The organism is Pseudomonas sp. VEM90, from assembly GCF_054611535.1.
Window position 1 is genome coordinate 11928 of record NZ_JBTRAR010000009.1, and the last position, 13906, is coordinate 25833.

General features: G+C 56.9%; 16 protein-coding genes. All 16 read left to right on the top strand.

The genetic code is table 11. The features are described from left to right. The first annotated feature begins 8 nt into the window (after window positions 1-8). The 16 genes from rpoC (at window position 9) to rpsQ (ending at window position 13906) form a co-directional block, all read left to right on the top strand. Window positions 9-4208 (top strand): DNA-directed RNA polymerase subunit beta', encoded by a 4200-nt coding sequence (gene rpoC / locus ACYCCG_RS10740; RefSeq protein WP_014589475.1) that lies wholly within the window; start codon window positions 9-11, stop codon window positions 4206-4208. 211 nt (window positions 4209-4419) lie between these two features. After that, entirely contained in the window at window positions 4420-4791 is a 372-nt protein-coding gene (rpsL, locus tag ACYCCG_RS10745; RefSeq protein ID WP_003255492.1) for a 30S ribosomal protein S12, read from the top strand. 106 nt (window positions 4792-4897) lie between these two features. Continuing rightward, window positions 4898-5368 carry a 30S ribosomal protein S7 gene (gene rpsG / locus ACYCCG_RS10750; RefSeq protein WP_003246741.1) on the top strand — a complete coding sequence of 157 codons (471 nt, stop codon included), beginning with the start codon at window positions 4898-4900 and terminating at the stop codon, window positions 5366-5368. A gap of 30 nt (window positions 5369-5398) precedes the next feature. Continuing rightward, window positions 5399-7543, top strand: a complete 2145-nt coding sequence (fusA, locus tag ACYCCG_RS10755; RefSeq protein ID WP_459670350.1) for an elongation factor G — start codon at window positions 5399-5401, stop codon at window positions 7541-7543. Window positions 7544-7570: 27 nt separating this feature from the next. Next, the gene (tuf, locus tag ACYCCG_RS10760) at window positions 7571-8764 is read left to right on the top strand and encodes an elongation factor Tu (protein WP_038411791.1); all 1194 of its coding nucleotides are present in this window, start codon (window positions 7571-7573) and stop codon (window positions 8762-8764) included. 142 nt (window positions 8765-8906) lie between these two features. Next, window positions 8907-9218 carry a 30S ribosomal protein S10 gene (rpsJ, locus tag ACYCCG_RS10765; RefSeq protein ID WP_003186070.1) on the top strand — a complete coding sequence of 104 codons (312 nt, stop codon included), beginning with the start codon at window positions 8907-8909 and terminating at the stop codon, window positions 9216-9218. An 80-nt stretch (window positions 9219-9298) separates the two neighbouring features. Continuing rightward, window positions 9299-9934, top strand: coding sequence for a 50S ribosomal protein L3 (gene rplC, locus ACYCCG_RS10770; RefSeq protein ID WP_003255486.1), 636 nt, complete (start codon window positions 9299-9301; stop codon window positions 9932-9934). Window positions 9935-9946: 12 nt separating this feature from the next. Next, window positions 9947-10549 (top strand): 50S ribosomal protein L4, encoded by a 603-nt coding sequence (gene rplD / locus ACYCCG_RS10775; RefSeq protein ID WP_003255485.1) that lies wholly within the window; start codon window positions 9947-9949, stop codon window positions 10547-10549. Beyond that, window positions 10546-10845, top strand: a complete 300-nt coding sequence (rplW, locus tag ACYCCG_RS10780) for a 50S ribosomal protein L23 (protein WP_003255484.1) — start codon at window positions 10546-10548, stop codon at window positions 10843-10845. Before rplD ends, rplW begins: the two co-directional genes overlap by 4 nt. 14 nt (window positions 10846-10859) lie before the next feature. Further along, window positions 10860-11684 (top strand): 50S ribosomal protein L2, encoded by an 825-nt coding sequence (rplB, locus tag ACYCCG_RS10785; RefSeq protein ID WP_003255483.1) that lies wholly within the window; start codon window positions 10860-10862, stop codon window positions 11682-11684. 16 nt (window positions 11685-11700) lie between these two features. Beyond that, window positions 11701-11976, top strand: a complete 276-nt coding sequence (rpsS, locus tag ACYCCG_RS10790) for a 30S ribosomal protein S19 (protein ID WP_003255482.1) — start codon at window positions 11701-11703, stop codon at window positions 11974-11976. Between the two features lie 11 nt (window positions 11977-11987). Then, window positions 11988-12320, top strand: a complete 333-nt coding sequence (rplV, locus tag ACYCCG_RS10795) for a 50S ribosomal protein L22 (RefSeq protein ID WP_003103908.1) — start codon at window positions 11988-11990, stop codon at window positions 12318-12320. 13 nt (window positions 12321-12333) lie between these two features. Then, complete coding sequence (rpsC, locus tag ACYCCG_RS10800; protein ID WP_003255481.1) at window positions 12334-13020, top strand: 30S ribosomal protein S3; 687 nt, start codon at window positions 12334-12336, stop codon at window positions 13018-13020. Between the two features lie 12 nt (window positions 13021-13032). Beyond that, window positions 13033-13446 carry a 50S ribosomal protein L16 gene (rplP, locus tag ACYCCG_RS10805; RefSeq protein ID WP_003255479.1) on the top strand — a complete coding sequence of 138 codons (414 nt, stop codon included), beginning with the start codon at window positions 13033-13035 and terminating at the stop codon, window positions 13444-13446. After that, window positions 13446-13637 carry a 50S ribosomal protein L29 gene (rpmC, locus tag ACYCCG_RS10810; protein WP_002555481.1) on the top strand — a complete coding sequence of 64 codons (192 nt, stop codon included), beginning with the start codon at window positions 13446-13448 and terminating at the stop codon, window positions 13635-13637. The genes rplP and rpmC overlap by 1 nt, the downstream gene beginning before the upstream one ends. Before the next feature lie 2 nt (window positions 13638-13639). Beyond that, window positions 13640-13906 carry a 30S ribosomal protein S17 gene (gene rpsQ / locus ACYCCG_RS10815; protein ID WP_003255478.1) on the top strand — a complete coding sequence of 89 codons (267 nt, stop codon included), beginning with the start codon at window positions 13640-13642 and terminating at the stop codon, window positions 13904-13906.

Genomic DNA, 13906 nt, shown 5'->3' on the forward strand with positions numbered 1-13906 from the left:
GAAAGGCCTTGAAAGACCTACTGAATTTGCTGAAAAACCAGGGTCAAGTCGAAGAGTTCGACGCCATCCGCATCGGTCTGGCGTCGCCTGAAATGATCCGTTCGTGGTCGTTCGGTGAAGTTAAGAAGCCGGAAACCATCAACTACCGTACGTTCAAGCCTGAGCGTGACGGCCTGTTCTGCGCCAAGATCTTTGGCCCAGTCAAGGACTACGAGTGCCTGTGCGGCAAGTACAAGCGCCTCAAGCACCGCGGCGTAATCTGCGAGAAGTGCGGCGTTGAAGTTGCCTTGGCGAAGGTTCGTCGTGAGCGCATGGCGCACATCGAACTGGCCTCGCCGGTTGCCCACATCTGGTTCCTGAAGTCGCTGCCGTCCCGTATCGGCCTGCTGATGGACATGACCCTGCGTGATATCGAGCGCGTGCTCTACTTCGAGAGCTATGTCGTTATCGATCCGGGCATGACTACCCTGGAAAAGGGCCAGCTGCTGAACGACGAGCAGTACTTCGAAGCGCTGGAAGAGTTCGGTGACGACTTTGACGCCCGCATGGGTGCCGAGGCTGTCCGCGAGCTGCTGCACGCTATCGACCTGGAGCACGAGATCGGCCGCCTGCGCGAAGAAATTCCGCAGACCAACTCGGAAACCAAGATCAAGAAGCTTTCCAAGCGTCTGAAGCTGATGGAAGCCTTCCAGGGCTCGGGCAACCTGCCTGAGTGGATGGTCCTGACCGTTCTGCCAGTGCTGCCGCCGGACCTGCGTCCGCTGGTACCGCTGGATGGTGGCCGTTTCGCGACCTCCGACCTGAACGACCTGTATCGTCGGGTGATCAACCGTAACAACCGTCTGAAGCGCCTGCTGGACCTGTCGGCGCCGGACATCATCGTGCGCAACGAAAAGCGCATGCTGCAGGAAGCGGTCGACGCCCTGCTGGACAACGGCCGTCGTGGTCGCGCCATCACTGGCTCGAACAAGCGTCCGCTGAAGTCCCTGGCCGACATGATCAAAGGTAAGCAAGGTCGCTTCCGTCAGAACTTGCTCGGTAAGCGTGTTGACTACTCCGGCCGTTCGGTAATTACCGTAGGTCCGACCCTGCGTCTGCACCAGTGCGGTCTGCCGAAGAAGATGGCCCTCGAGCTGTTCAAACCGTTCATTTTCGGCAAGCTGGAAATGCGTGGTCTGGCGACCACCATCAAGGCTGCCAAGAAGATGGTCGAGCGCGAGCTGCCAGAGGTGTGGGACGTTCTCGCAGAAGTGATTCGCGAACACCCCGTACTGCTCAACCGTGCACCGACCCTGCACCGTCTGGGTATCCAGGCGTTTGAGCCCGTACTGATCGAAGGTAAGGCTATCCAGCTTCACCCGCTGGTCTGTGCTGCGTACAACGCCGACTTCGACGGTGACCAGATGGCCGTTCACGTGCCGCTGACCCTGGAAGCCCAGCTCGAAGCACGTGCGCTGATGATGTCGACCAACAACATCCTGTCGCCAGCCAACGGTGAGCCAATCATCGTTCCGTCGCAGGACGTTGTACTGGGTCTGTACTACATGACCCGTGAAGCTATCAATGCCAAGGGCGAAGGTCGCGTCTTCGCCGACCTGCAGGAAGTCGACCGCGTATTCCGCGCCGGCGAAGCTGCACTGCACGCGAAAATCAAGGTTCGTATCAACGAAACCGTGAAAGAGCGTGATGGCTCGGTGGTCAAGAATACCCGTATCGTCGACACCACCGTCGGCCGTGCGCTGCTGTTCCAGGTTGTGCCGGCAGGTCTGCCGTACGACGTGGTCAACCAGCCAATGAAGAAGAAGGCGATCTCCAAGCTGATCAACCAGTGCTACCGCGTGGTTGGTCTGAAAGAGACCGTTATCTTCGCCGACCAGTTGATGTACACCGGTTTCGCTTACTCGACCATTTCCGGCGTTTCCATCGGTGTTAACGACTTCGTTATCCCGGACGAGAAAGCCCGCATCATCGGTAACGCTACCGACGAAGTGAAGGAAATCGAGAGCCAGTACGCCTCCGGCCTGGTAACCCAGGGCGAGAAGTACAACAAGGTCATCGACTTGTGGTCGAAGGCGAACGACGAAGTGTCCAAGGCGATGATGGCCAACCTCTCGAAAGAGAAGGTCATCGACCGCGAAGGCAAGGAAGTCGAGCAAGAGTCCTTCAACTCGATGTACATGATGGCTGACTCGGGTGCGCGGGGTTCCGCAGCCCAGATCCGTCAGCTGGCCGGTATGCGTGGTCTGATGGCTAAGCCGGACGGCTCCATCATCGAGACGCCGATCACTGCGAACTTCCGTGAAGGTCTGAGCGTACTTCAGTACTTCATCTCGACTCACGGTGCTCGTAAGGGTCTGGCGGATACCGCACTGAAAACCGCTAACTCCGGTTACCTGACTCGTCGTCTGGTGGACGTTGCCCAGGATCTGGTTGTGACCGAGATCGACTGCGGCACCGATCAGGGCCTGGTGATGACGCCACACATCGAAGGCGGCGATGTTGTAGAGCCGCTGGGTGAGCGTGTACTGGGTCGTGTCATCGCCCGTGACGTGTTCAAGCCAGGCACCGAGGACGTTATCGTTCCGGCCGGTACCTTGGTCGACGAGCAATGGGTCGAGTTCATCGAGCTGAACAGCATCGACGAAGTGATCGTGCGTTCGCCGATCAACTGCGAAACCCGCTACGGCATCTGCGCCAAGTGCTACGGTCGTGATCTGGCTCGCGGTCACCAGGTGAACATCGGTGAAGCTGTCGGCGTTATCGCTGCCCAGTCGATCGGTGAGCCGGGTACCCAGCTGACCATGCGTACGTTCCACATCGGTGGTGCTGCAAGCCGTACTTCGGCTGCCGACAGCGTCCAGGTGAAGAATGGCGGTATGGTGCGTCTGCACAACCTGAAGCAGGTTGAGCGTGCCGACGGTAACCTGGTTGCCGTATCGCGTTCGGGTGAGTTGGCGATTGCCGACGAGTTCGGTCGTGAGCGTGAGCGCTACAAGCTGCCTTACGGTGCGGTGATTTCGGTCAAGGAAGGTGAAAAGGTCGAAGCTGGCGCCATCGTCGCCAAATGGGACCCGCACACTCACCCGATCGTTACCGAACTGAAAGGTACCGTGACCTTCGTGGGCATGGAAGAAAACATCACCATCAAGCGTCAGACCGACGAACTGACCGGCTTGACCAACATTGAAGTACTGGACGTCAAGGATCGCCCTGCCGCAGGCAAGGAAATCCGTCCGGCAATCAAGATGGTCGATGCTGCTGGCAAGGACCTGTACCTGCCAGGTACTGACGTACCTGCCCAGTACTTCCTGCCGGCCAACGCCCTTGTCGGTGTGGCTGACGGTGCGCAGATCGGTGTTGGTGACGTTATTGCGCGTATCCCGCAAGAGACGTCGAAGACCCGTGACATTACCGGTGGTCTGCCGCGCGTTGCCGACCTGTTCGAAGCGCGTCGTCCGAAAGAAGCCTCGATTCTGGCTGAAGTCAGCGGCACCATCGCATTCGGTAAAGAGACCAAGGGCAAGCGTCGCCTGGTGATCACTCCGACCGACGGTAGCGATCCGTACGAAGAGCTGATTCCGAAGTGGCGCCACCTGAACGTCTTCGAAGGTGAACAGGTAAACCGCGGCGAAGTTATCTCGGACGGCCCGAGCGATCCGCATGACATCCTGCGTCTGCTGGGTGTGAGTGCGCTGGCGAAGTACATCGTCAACGAGATCCAGGACGTTTACCGTCTGCAAGGCGTGAAGATCAACGACAAGCACATCGAGACCATTCTGCGTCAGATGCTGCGCAAGGTTGAGATCTCCGAGTCGGGTGATTCCAGCTTCATCAAGGGCGACCAGATGGAACTGACCCAGGTACTGGTAGAGAACGAGCGTCTCGCTAGCGAGGACAAGTTCATCTCCAAGTTCACCCGCGTGCTGCTGGGTATCACCAAGGCCTCGCTGTCGACCGAGTCGTTCATCTCCGCGGCTTCCTTCCAGGAAACAACCCGCGTACTGACCGAAGCGGCGGTAACCGGCAAGCGCGACTACCTGCGCGGCCTGAAAGAGAACGTGGTCGTGGGTCGTCTGATCCCGGCTGGTACTGGTCTGGCCTACCACAGCGAGCGCAAGCGTCGCCGTGATGCCGACAAACCGCTGCGTGTAAGCGCCAGTGAAGTGGAAGCCGCACTGACCGAAGCGCTGAATTCCAGCGGTAACTAAGTACAGGGCAAGGCCCCGGCTAGCCTCGGGCGATCATCGGCGACATGAAATGTTGCCGATGATCGGGCGGGGAGGGCCGGGGCCTCGTCTTGACTGGGTGCAAGATCCTCTTTAGACTTTTGTACCCTTAAATTTGGTGAGGCTCCGTCTCGCCAATTTTTGGCTTTCTTGCAAGACAATAGAGTCGCAAGACAATCAGTGGAGCTAGTAGATGGCAACTATCAACCAGCTGGTACGTCAGCCGCGTAAGCGTTCGGTCGAGAAGTCCGACGTTCCTGCGCTGCAGAACTGCCCGCAACGTCGTGGCGTGTGCACCCGTGTGTACACCACCACGCCGAAAAAACCTAACTCGGCACTGCGTAAAGTATGCCGTGTGCGTCTGACCAACGGTTTCGAGGTTTCCTCGTACATCGGTGGTGAAGGCCACAACCTGCAAGAGCACAGCGTCGTCCTGATTCGTGGCGGTCGTGTAAAAGACTTGCCAGGTGTTCGTTACCACACCGTTCGCGGCTCTCTGGATACTTCGGGCGTTAAAGGCCGTAACCAGGGTCGTTCGAAGTACGGTACCAAGCGTCCGAAGTAATCGGCCGTTTGCAGACATCCATTTTTTTGAGTCGATAAGAGTAAGGTCGGGCGTGGGTCGAATGACCTGGTCCCGGGCTAACCTGAAGACCGTTTGAGGGCTTATCATGCCAAGACGTCGTGTAGCAGCAAAACGTGAGATCCTTGACGATCCGAAGTACGGATCCCAGATCCTCGCGAAGTTCATGAACCACGTGATGGAAAGCGGCAAGAAGGCCGTAGCCGAGCGCATCGTTTACGGTGCCCTGGATACCGTCAAAGCACGCAAGAACAGCGACCCCCTGGAAATCTTCGAGAAAGCTCTCGACGCCATCGCTCCGCTGGTCGAAGTAAAGTCCCGTCGTGTCGGCGGTGCCACTTACCAGGTTCCGGTTGAAGTTCGTCCATCCCGTCGTAACGCTCTGGCAATGCGCTGGCTCGTAGACTACGCCCGTAAGCGCGGCGAGAAGTCGATGGCTCTGCGTCTGGCCGGCGAGCTGCTGGATGCTGCCGAAGGCAAGGGTGCTGCAGTCAAGAAGCGTGAAGACGTTCACCGTATGGCTGAAGCCAACAAAGCGTTCTCGCACTACCGCTTCTAATTCAAGCATCAATCTTTTTGCGAGGGCTTTATGGCTCGTACTACAGCAATTAACCGCTACCGCAACATTGGTATCTGTGCCCACGTTGACGCGGGCAAGACCACCACTACCGAGCGGATCCTGTTCTACACAGGTCTGAGCCACAAAATGGGCGAGGTGCATGACGGCGCCGCGACCACCGACTGGATGGTGCAGGAGCAGGAGCGCGGTATCACCATTACCTCCGCTGCCGTTACCACCTTCTGGAAAGGTTCCCGTGGTCAGTATGACAACTACCGCGTAAACGTCATCGATACCCCTGGCCACGTTGACTTCACCATTGAAGTAGAGCGTTCGCTGCGTGTACTCGATGGCGCGGTCGTTGTGTTCTGCGGCACCTCCGGCGTTGAGCCGCAGTCCGAAACCGTATGGCGTCAAGCCAACAAGTACGGTGTTCCGCGTGTTGTTTACGTGAACAAGATGGACCGTGCTGGTGCAAACTTCCTGCGCGTCGTAGGTCAGATCAAGAACCGTCTGGGTCACACTCCGGTTCCTGTTCAGCTGGCCATCGGTTCGGAAGATAACTTCCAGGGTCAGGTTGACCTGATCAAGATGAAGGCTATCTACTGGAGCGAAGACGACAAGGGCACTACCTACCGTGAGGAAGAAATTCCTGCGGATATGGTCGAGCTGGCTAACGAATGGCGCAACAACATGGTTGAAGCTGCCGCCGAAGCCAACGAAGAGCTGATGAACAAGTACCTTGAAGAAGGTGAGCTGTCCGTCGAAGAGATCAAGGCAGGCCTGCGTGCGCGCACCCTGGCCAGCGAGATCGTTCCGGCTGTCTGCGGTTCGTCGTTCAAGAACAAGGGTGTTCCCCTGGTTCTGGATGCCGTCATCGACTTCCTGCCTGCGCCGACCGAGATTCCTGCTATCCAGGGTATCAACCCGGACGACAAGGATCTGGCAAAAGACGACCCGGCCGTTCGCAAGGACGAGCGTCATGCTGACGATGACGAGCCGTTCTCGGCACTGGCGTTCAAGATCGCGACCGACCCGTTCGTAGGTACTCTGACCTTCGTTCGCGTCTACTCGGGCGTTCTGAGCTCCGGCGACTCCGTGATCAACTCGGTCAAAGGCAAGAAAGAGCGCGTTGGTCGTATGGTGCAGATGCACGCCAACCAGCGTGAAGAGATCAAGGAAGTACGCGCTGGCGACATCGCGGCCCTGATCGGCATGAAGGACGTGACCACGGGTGAAACCCTGTGCAACGCCGACAAGCCAATCATCCTTGAGCGTATGGACTTCCCGGAGCCTGTAATCTCCCTGTCCGTCGAGCCGAAAACCAAGGCTGACCAGGAGAAGATGGGTATCGCACTGGGCAAGCTGGCTCAGGAAGATCCGTCGTTCCGCGTCAAGACCGATGAAGAAACCGGTCAGACCATCATCTCCGGTATGGGTGAGCTGCACCTGGACATCCTCGTTGACCGCATGAAGCGCGAATTCAACGTCGAAGCCAACATCGGCAAGCCGCAGGTTTCGTACCGCGAGAAGATCACCAAGTCCAACGTCGAGATCGAAGGCAAGTTCGTTCGTCAGTCGGGTGGTCGTGGTCAGTTCGGTCACTGCTGGGTTCGTTTCTCCGAGCCGGACGTGGACGAAAAGGGCAACATCACCGAAGGTCTGGTGTTCTCCAACGAAGTCGTTGGTGGTGTGATTCCTAAGGAATACATCCCTGCGATCCAGAAGGGTATCGAAGAGCAGATGAAAAACGGCATTGTTGCCGGTTATCCTCTGATCGGCCTGAAGGCCGCGGTATTCGACGGTTCGTACCACGACGTCGACTCCAACGAAATGGCGTTCAAGATCGCTGCTTCGATGGCGACCAAGCAACTGGCCCAGAAGGGCGGTGGCGTGGTTCTCGAGCCGATCATGAAAGTCGAAGTTGTAACCCCGGAAGACTACCTGGGTGACGTGATGGGTGACCTGAACCGTCGTCGTGGTCTGGTCCAGGGTATGGATGAGTCGGTCTCTGGCCGTGTCGTCCGTGCTGAAGTACCGCTCGGAGAGATGTTCGGTTACGCAACCGACGTTCGTTCCATGTCTCAGGGTCGCGCAAGCTACTCCATGGAATTCTCCAAATACGCCGAAGCTCCGTCGAACATCGTCGAAGCACTCGTTAAAAAACAAGGCTAATCCCCTTTAGGCAAGAGGTTCACTGTCGTGGCTAAAGAAAAATTTGATCGTTCCCTTCCCCACGTTAACGTCGGCACCATCGGCCACGTTGACCACGGTAAGACCACTCTGACCGCAGCTCTGACTCGCGTTTGCTCCGAAGTTTTCGGTTCGGCAGTCGTTGAGTTCGACAAGATCGACTCGGCTCCGGAAGAAAAAGCGCGCGGTATCACCATCAACACCGCTCACGTTGAGTACAACTCGACCATTCGTCACTACGCTCACGTTGACTGCCCAGGTCACGCTGACTACGTGAAGAACATGATCACCGGTGCTGCCCAGATGGACGGCGCGATCCTGGTTTGCTCGGCCGCCGATGGTCCGATGCCACAAACCCGTGAGCACATCCTGCTGTCCCGTCAGGTAGGCGTTCCGTACATCGTGGTCTTCCTGAACAAGGCTGACCTGGTAGACGACGCTGAGCTGCTGGAACTGGTCGAGATGGAAGTTCGCGACCTGCTGTCCACCTATGACTTCCCAGGCGACGACACCCCGATCATCATCGGTTCGGCTCGTATGGCGCTGGAAGGCAAAGACGACAACGAAATGGGTACTACCGCTGTCAAGAAGCTGGTAGAAACTCTGGACAGCTACATTCCTGAGCCAGTTCGTGCCATCGACCAGCCGTTCCTGATGCCGATCGAAGACGTGTTCTCGATCTCGGGTCGTGGTACCGTTGTTACCGGTCGTATCGAGCGTGGTATCGTCCGCGTTCAGGATCCACTGGAAATCGTTGGTCTGCGTGACACCACCACCACCACCTGCACCGGTGTTGAGATGTTCCGCAAGCTGCTGGACGAAGGTCGTGCTGGCGAGAACTGCGGCGTTCTGCTGCGTGGTACCAAGCGTGACGACGTTGAGCGTGGTCAGGTTCTGGTCAAGCCAGGTTCGGTCAAGCCGCACACCAAGTTCACCGCAGAAGTCTACGTCCTGTCGAAGGAAGAAGGCGGCCGTCACACTCCGTTCTTCAAAGGCTACCGTCCACAGTTCTACTTCCGTACCACTGACGTGACCGGTAACTGCGAACTGCCGGAAGGCGTTGAAATGGTAATGCCAGGTGACAACATTCAGATGACTGTTACCCTGATCAAGACCATCGCAATGGAAGACGGTCTGCGCTTCGCTATCCGTGAAGGCGGTCGTACCGTCGGCGCCGGCGTTGTGGCCAAAATCATCGAGTAATCACTCGACCGATTGAAAAAAACCCCCGCTCAGCGGGGGTTTTTTTTATTGGGTTGACACTAAATGGGGGCGTCTATAGAATCACGCCTCCTTTTAGCGGGCGTAGTGCGTCCGTTGGGAACAGCCTGGAGTCTGAAATCCAATGCAAAATCAGCAAATCCGTATCAGGTTGAAGGCTTTCGACCATCGCCTGATCGACCAATCCACCCAGGAAATCGTGGAAACCGCGAAACGTACTGGTGCACAAGTGCGTGGTCCAATTCCACTGCCTACCCGCAAAGAGCGTTTCACCGTTCTGGTTTCCCCGCACGTCAACAAAGACGCGCGCGACCAGTACGAGATTCGCACTCATAAGCGTGTTCTGGACATCGTCCAGCCAACGGATAAAACCGTTGACGCGCTGATGAAGCTTGATCTGGCGGCAGGTGTGGAAGTACAGATCAGCCTCGGCTAAGACTTCGGTCTAGTCGTGTAACGCTCTGAAATGGGCGGCCATAGCGGGTGAAAGCCCCGTACACTCATGAGGTTTACAACATGACTATTGGTGTAATCGGTCGCAAGTGCGGTATGACCCGCATTTTCACCGAAGAAGGTGTCTCCATTCCGGTCACGGTCATTGAGATCGAGCCGAATCGCGTCACCCAGTTCAAAACTGAAGAAACCGATGGCTACCGTGCAGTGCAAGTCACTGTCGGCGAGCGTCGTGCTTCGCGTGTGACTGCCGCTCAGGCAGGCCACTTCGCCAAGGCCAACGTTGCCGCTGGTCGCGGTGTTTGGGAGTTCCGTCTTGAAGAAGGCGATTTCCAGGCTGGCGATCTGATCAAAGCTGAACTCTTCACTGCAGGCCAGCTGGTTGACGTTACTGGTCAGTCCAAAGGTAAAGGCTTCGCCGGTACCATCAAGCGCTGGAACTTCCGTGGTCAGGACAACACCCACGGTAACTCCGTGTCGCACCGTGTTCCTGGTTCCATCGGCCAGTGCCAGACTCCTGGTCGTGTGTTCAAGGGCAAGAAAATGTCCGGTCACATGGGCGCCGAGCGCGTGACTGTTCAGTCCCTGGAAGTAGTTCGCGTAGACGCTGAGCGCAACCTGCTGCTGATCAAGGGTGCCGTACCTGGCGCTACTGGCGGCGACGTGGTTGTACGTCCAGCTGTCAAGGCTCGCGGTTAAGGGGAAACTGACATGCAACTTAATGTAAATGACGCTCAGGCGATCGAAGTTTCCGAACTGACTTTCGGTGGCGAATTCAACGAGACGCTGGTTCACCAAGCAGTCGTGGCCTACATGGCCGGCGGCCGTCAGGGCACCAAGCAGCAGAAGACCCGTTCCGACGTGGCTGGTGGCGGTAAGCGCCCATGGCGTCAGAAGGGTACTGGCCGTGCTCGTGCTGGTACCACTCGTGGTCCGATCTGGCGTGGCGGTGGTGTAACCTTCGCAGCTCGCCCACAAGATCACTCGCAGAAGCTCAACAAGAAGATGTATCGCGCAGCTCTGCGCTCCATCCTCGCTGAGCTGGTGCGTAGCGACCGTCTGGTCGTGGTTCAGGACTTCGCTGTTGAAGCACCGAAAACCAAAGATCTGCTGAACAAGCTGAACGGCATGGGTCTGAGCGATGTATTGATCGTTTCCGACGCTGTTGATCAGAACCTGTACCTGGCTGCTCGTAACCTGCCGCACGTCGATGTACGTGACGTACAAGGTTCCGACCCGGTCAGTCTGATCGCATACGAGAAAGTGTTGATCACTGTCTCGGCCGTGAAGAAATTCGAGGAGCTGCTGGGATGAACCAGGAACGCGTATTCAAAGTCCTCCTTGGCCCGCACGTTTCCGAGAAGGCTACCGTTCTGGCTGAGAAGAAAGGCCAGTTCGTATTCAAGGTTGCTACTGATGCAACCAAGCTGGAAATCAAGAAAGCTGTCGAAGGCCTGTTCAACGTAAAAGTTGAAAACGTGTCGACTGTTAACGTTCTGGGTAAAACCAAGCGTACCGCACGTGGTCTGGGCAAGCGTAATGACTGGAAGAAGGCGATCGTCTCCCTTCAGCCAGGCCAAGATCTCGATTTCAGCAGCAGTGCTGAGTAAGGAAGGGGTGCATCATGGCAATCGTTAAATGCAAACCGACTTCCCCTGGCCGCCGTTTCGTGGTCAAGGTGGTCAACAAGGAGCTGCACAAAGGCGCTCCTCACGCACCGCTGATCGAGAAAAAATCGAAGTCTGGTGGTCGTAACAACAATGGCCGCATTACCACTCGTCACGTTGGTGGTGGTCACAAGCAGCATTACCGTCTGGTCGACTTCCGTCGCAACGACAAAGATGGCATTCCAGCCACTGTCGAGCGTATCGAATACGATCCGAACCGTACTGCTCACATCGCCCTGCTGTGCTACGCAGACGGTGAGCGTCGCTACATCATCGCGCCTAAGGGCGTGAGCGCTGGCGACCAGCTGATCGCAGGTGCCCTGGCCCCAATCAAGGCCGGTAACTCCCTGCAGCTGCGCAACATTCCAGTAGGTAGCACCATTCACGGCATCGAACTGAAGCCGGGTAAAGGTGCTCAGATCGCTCGTTCCGCTGGTGCTTCGGCTCAGCTGATCGCTCGCGAAGGTGTCTACGTGACCCTGCGTCTGCGCTCTGGTGAAATGCGTAAAGTCCTGGCTGAGTGCCGTGCGACCCTGGGTGAAGTCTCGAACTCCGAGCACAGCCTGCGTTCGCTGGGTAAAGCTGGTGCCAAACGCTGGCGCGGCGTTCGCCCAACCGTTCGTGGTGTTGCCATGAACCCGGTTGACCACCCACACGGTGGTGGTGAAGGTCGTACCTCCGGTGGTCGTCATCCGGTATCGCCATGGGGCTTCCCAACCAAGGGTGCTAAAACCCGTGGTAATAAGCGTACCGACAACATGATCGTCCGTCGTCGCAAGTAACTAGAGGGATACGACAGTGCCACGTTCTCTGAAAAAAGGTCCTTTTATCGATCTTCACCTGTTGAAGAAGGTCGAAGTGGCGGTGGAGAAGAACGATCGCAAGCCAGTTAAAACCTGGTCGCGTCGCTCGATGATCCTGCCACAAATGGTCGGTCTGACCATCGCGGTTCACAACGGTCGCCAGCATGTTCCAGTTCTCGTGAACGAAGACATGGTCGGCCACAAACTGGGCGAGTTCGCCGGTACCCGCACCTATCGCGGGCACGTGGCTGACAAGAAAGCCAAGCGTTAAGGGGTAAGGAAATGGAAGTAGCCGCTAAGTTGTCGGGCGCTCGCATCTCCGCCCAGAAAGCCCGCTTGGTCGCCGACCAGATCCGCGGGAAGAAGGTGGGCGAAGCGCTCAACCTGTTGGCCTTCAGCAGCAAAAAAGCCGCTGAAATCATGAAGAAAGTCCTCGAGTCGGCCGTAGCCAACGCCGAACACAACGAAGGCGCAGACGTTGATGACCTGAAGGTCTCCACCGTCTTCGTCAACGAAGGGCGTTCGCTGAAGCGCATCATGCCACGTGCCAAAGGCCGTGCTGATCGCATCGTCAAGCGGTCTTGCCATATCACTGTCAAGGTTGCGGACAAGTAACGGAGTCGATCAGATGGGTCAGAAAGTACATCCCACTGGCATTCGCCTGGGAATCGTCAAGGAGCACACCTCCGTCTGGTACGCAGACGGTGCTACTTACGCAGATTACCTGTTGAAGGATCTGAAAACGCGTGAGTACCTCCAAGACAAACTAAAAAGCGCGTCCGTAAGCCGTATCGATATTCATCGTCCGGCTCAAACTGCACGCATCACCATCCACACCGCTCGTCCCGGTATCGTTATCGGTAAGAAAGGTGAAGATGTCGAGAAGCTGCGTCAGGACCTGACCAAGCAGATGGGTGTGCCTGTGCACATCAACATCGAAGAGATCCGCAAGCCGGAACTCGACGCTATGCTGGTTGCGCAGAGCGTAGCTCAGCAGCTGGAACGCCGTGTAATGTTCCGTCGCGCCATGAAGCGCGCGGTACAGAACGCCATGCGTATTGGTGCCAAGGGCATCAAGATCCAGGTGAGCGGTCGTCTCGGCGGTGCTGAGATTGCTCGTACCGAGTGGTATCGCGAAGGTCGTGTGCCTCTGCACACCCTGCGTGCCGATATCGACTACAACACCTACGAAGCTCACACCACTTACGGTGTGATCGGTGTGAAGGTTTGGATCTTCAAAGGCGAAGTTATTGGTGGTCGCCAAGAAGAACTGAAACCACAAGCACCAGCGCCTCGTAAAAAAGCTGCTAAGTAAGGGGTACGCCAAATGTTGCAACCAAAGCGTACAAAATTCCGCAAGCAGATGACTGGCCACAACCGTGGTCTGGCACTGCGCGGTAGCAAAGTCAGCTTCGGCGAATTCGCCCTGAAAGCTGTTGCTCGCGGTCGCCTCACCGCTCGCCAGATCGAGTCCGCACGTCGTGCGCTGACCCGTCACGTTAAACGTGGCGGTAAGATCTGGATCCGTGTGTTCCCGGACAAGCCGATCTCCAAGAAACCTCTCGAGGTTCGTATGGGTAAAGGTAAGGGTTCCGTGGAGTACTGGGTTGCCCAGATTCAGCCAGGCAAAGTCCTGTACGAGATCGAGGGTGTTTCTGAAGAGCTGGCGCGCGAAGCTTTCGCCCTGGCTGCTGCAAAGCTGCCTCTCGCCACCTCCTTTGTTAAGCGGACGGTGATGTGATGAAAGCGAATGAACTTCGTGAAAAATCGGCACAGCAACTGAACGAGCAACTGCTCGGCTTGCTGCGCGACCAGTTCAATCTGCGTATGCAGAAAGCAACTGGCCAGTTGGGGCAGTCGCACCTGCTCTCGCAAGTTAAGCGTGACATCGCTCGCGTGAAAACTGTGCTCAACCAGCAGGCAGGTAAGTGATCATGGCTGAAGCTGAAAAAACCGTCCGTACGCTGACTGGCCGTGTCGTCAGCGACAAAATGGACAAGACCATCACCGTTCTGATCGAGCGTCGCGTAAAGCACCCGATCTACGGTAAATACGTTAAGCGTTCGACTAAGCTGCACGCGCACGACGAAGCCAACCAGTGCAAGATCGGCGACAAGGTTTCCATCCGTGAAACCCGTCCGCTGGCCAAGACCAAGTCCTGGGCACTGGTTGAAGTCCTCGAACGCGCTGTTGAAGTCTAA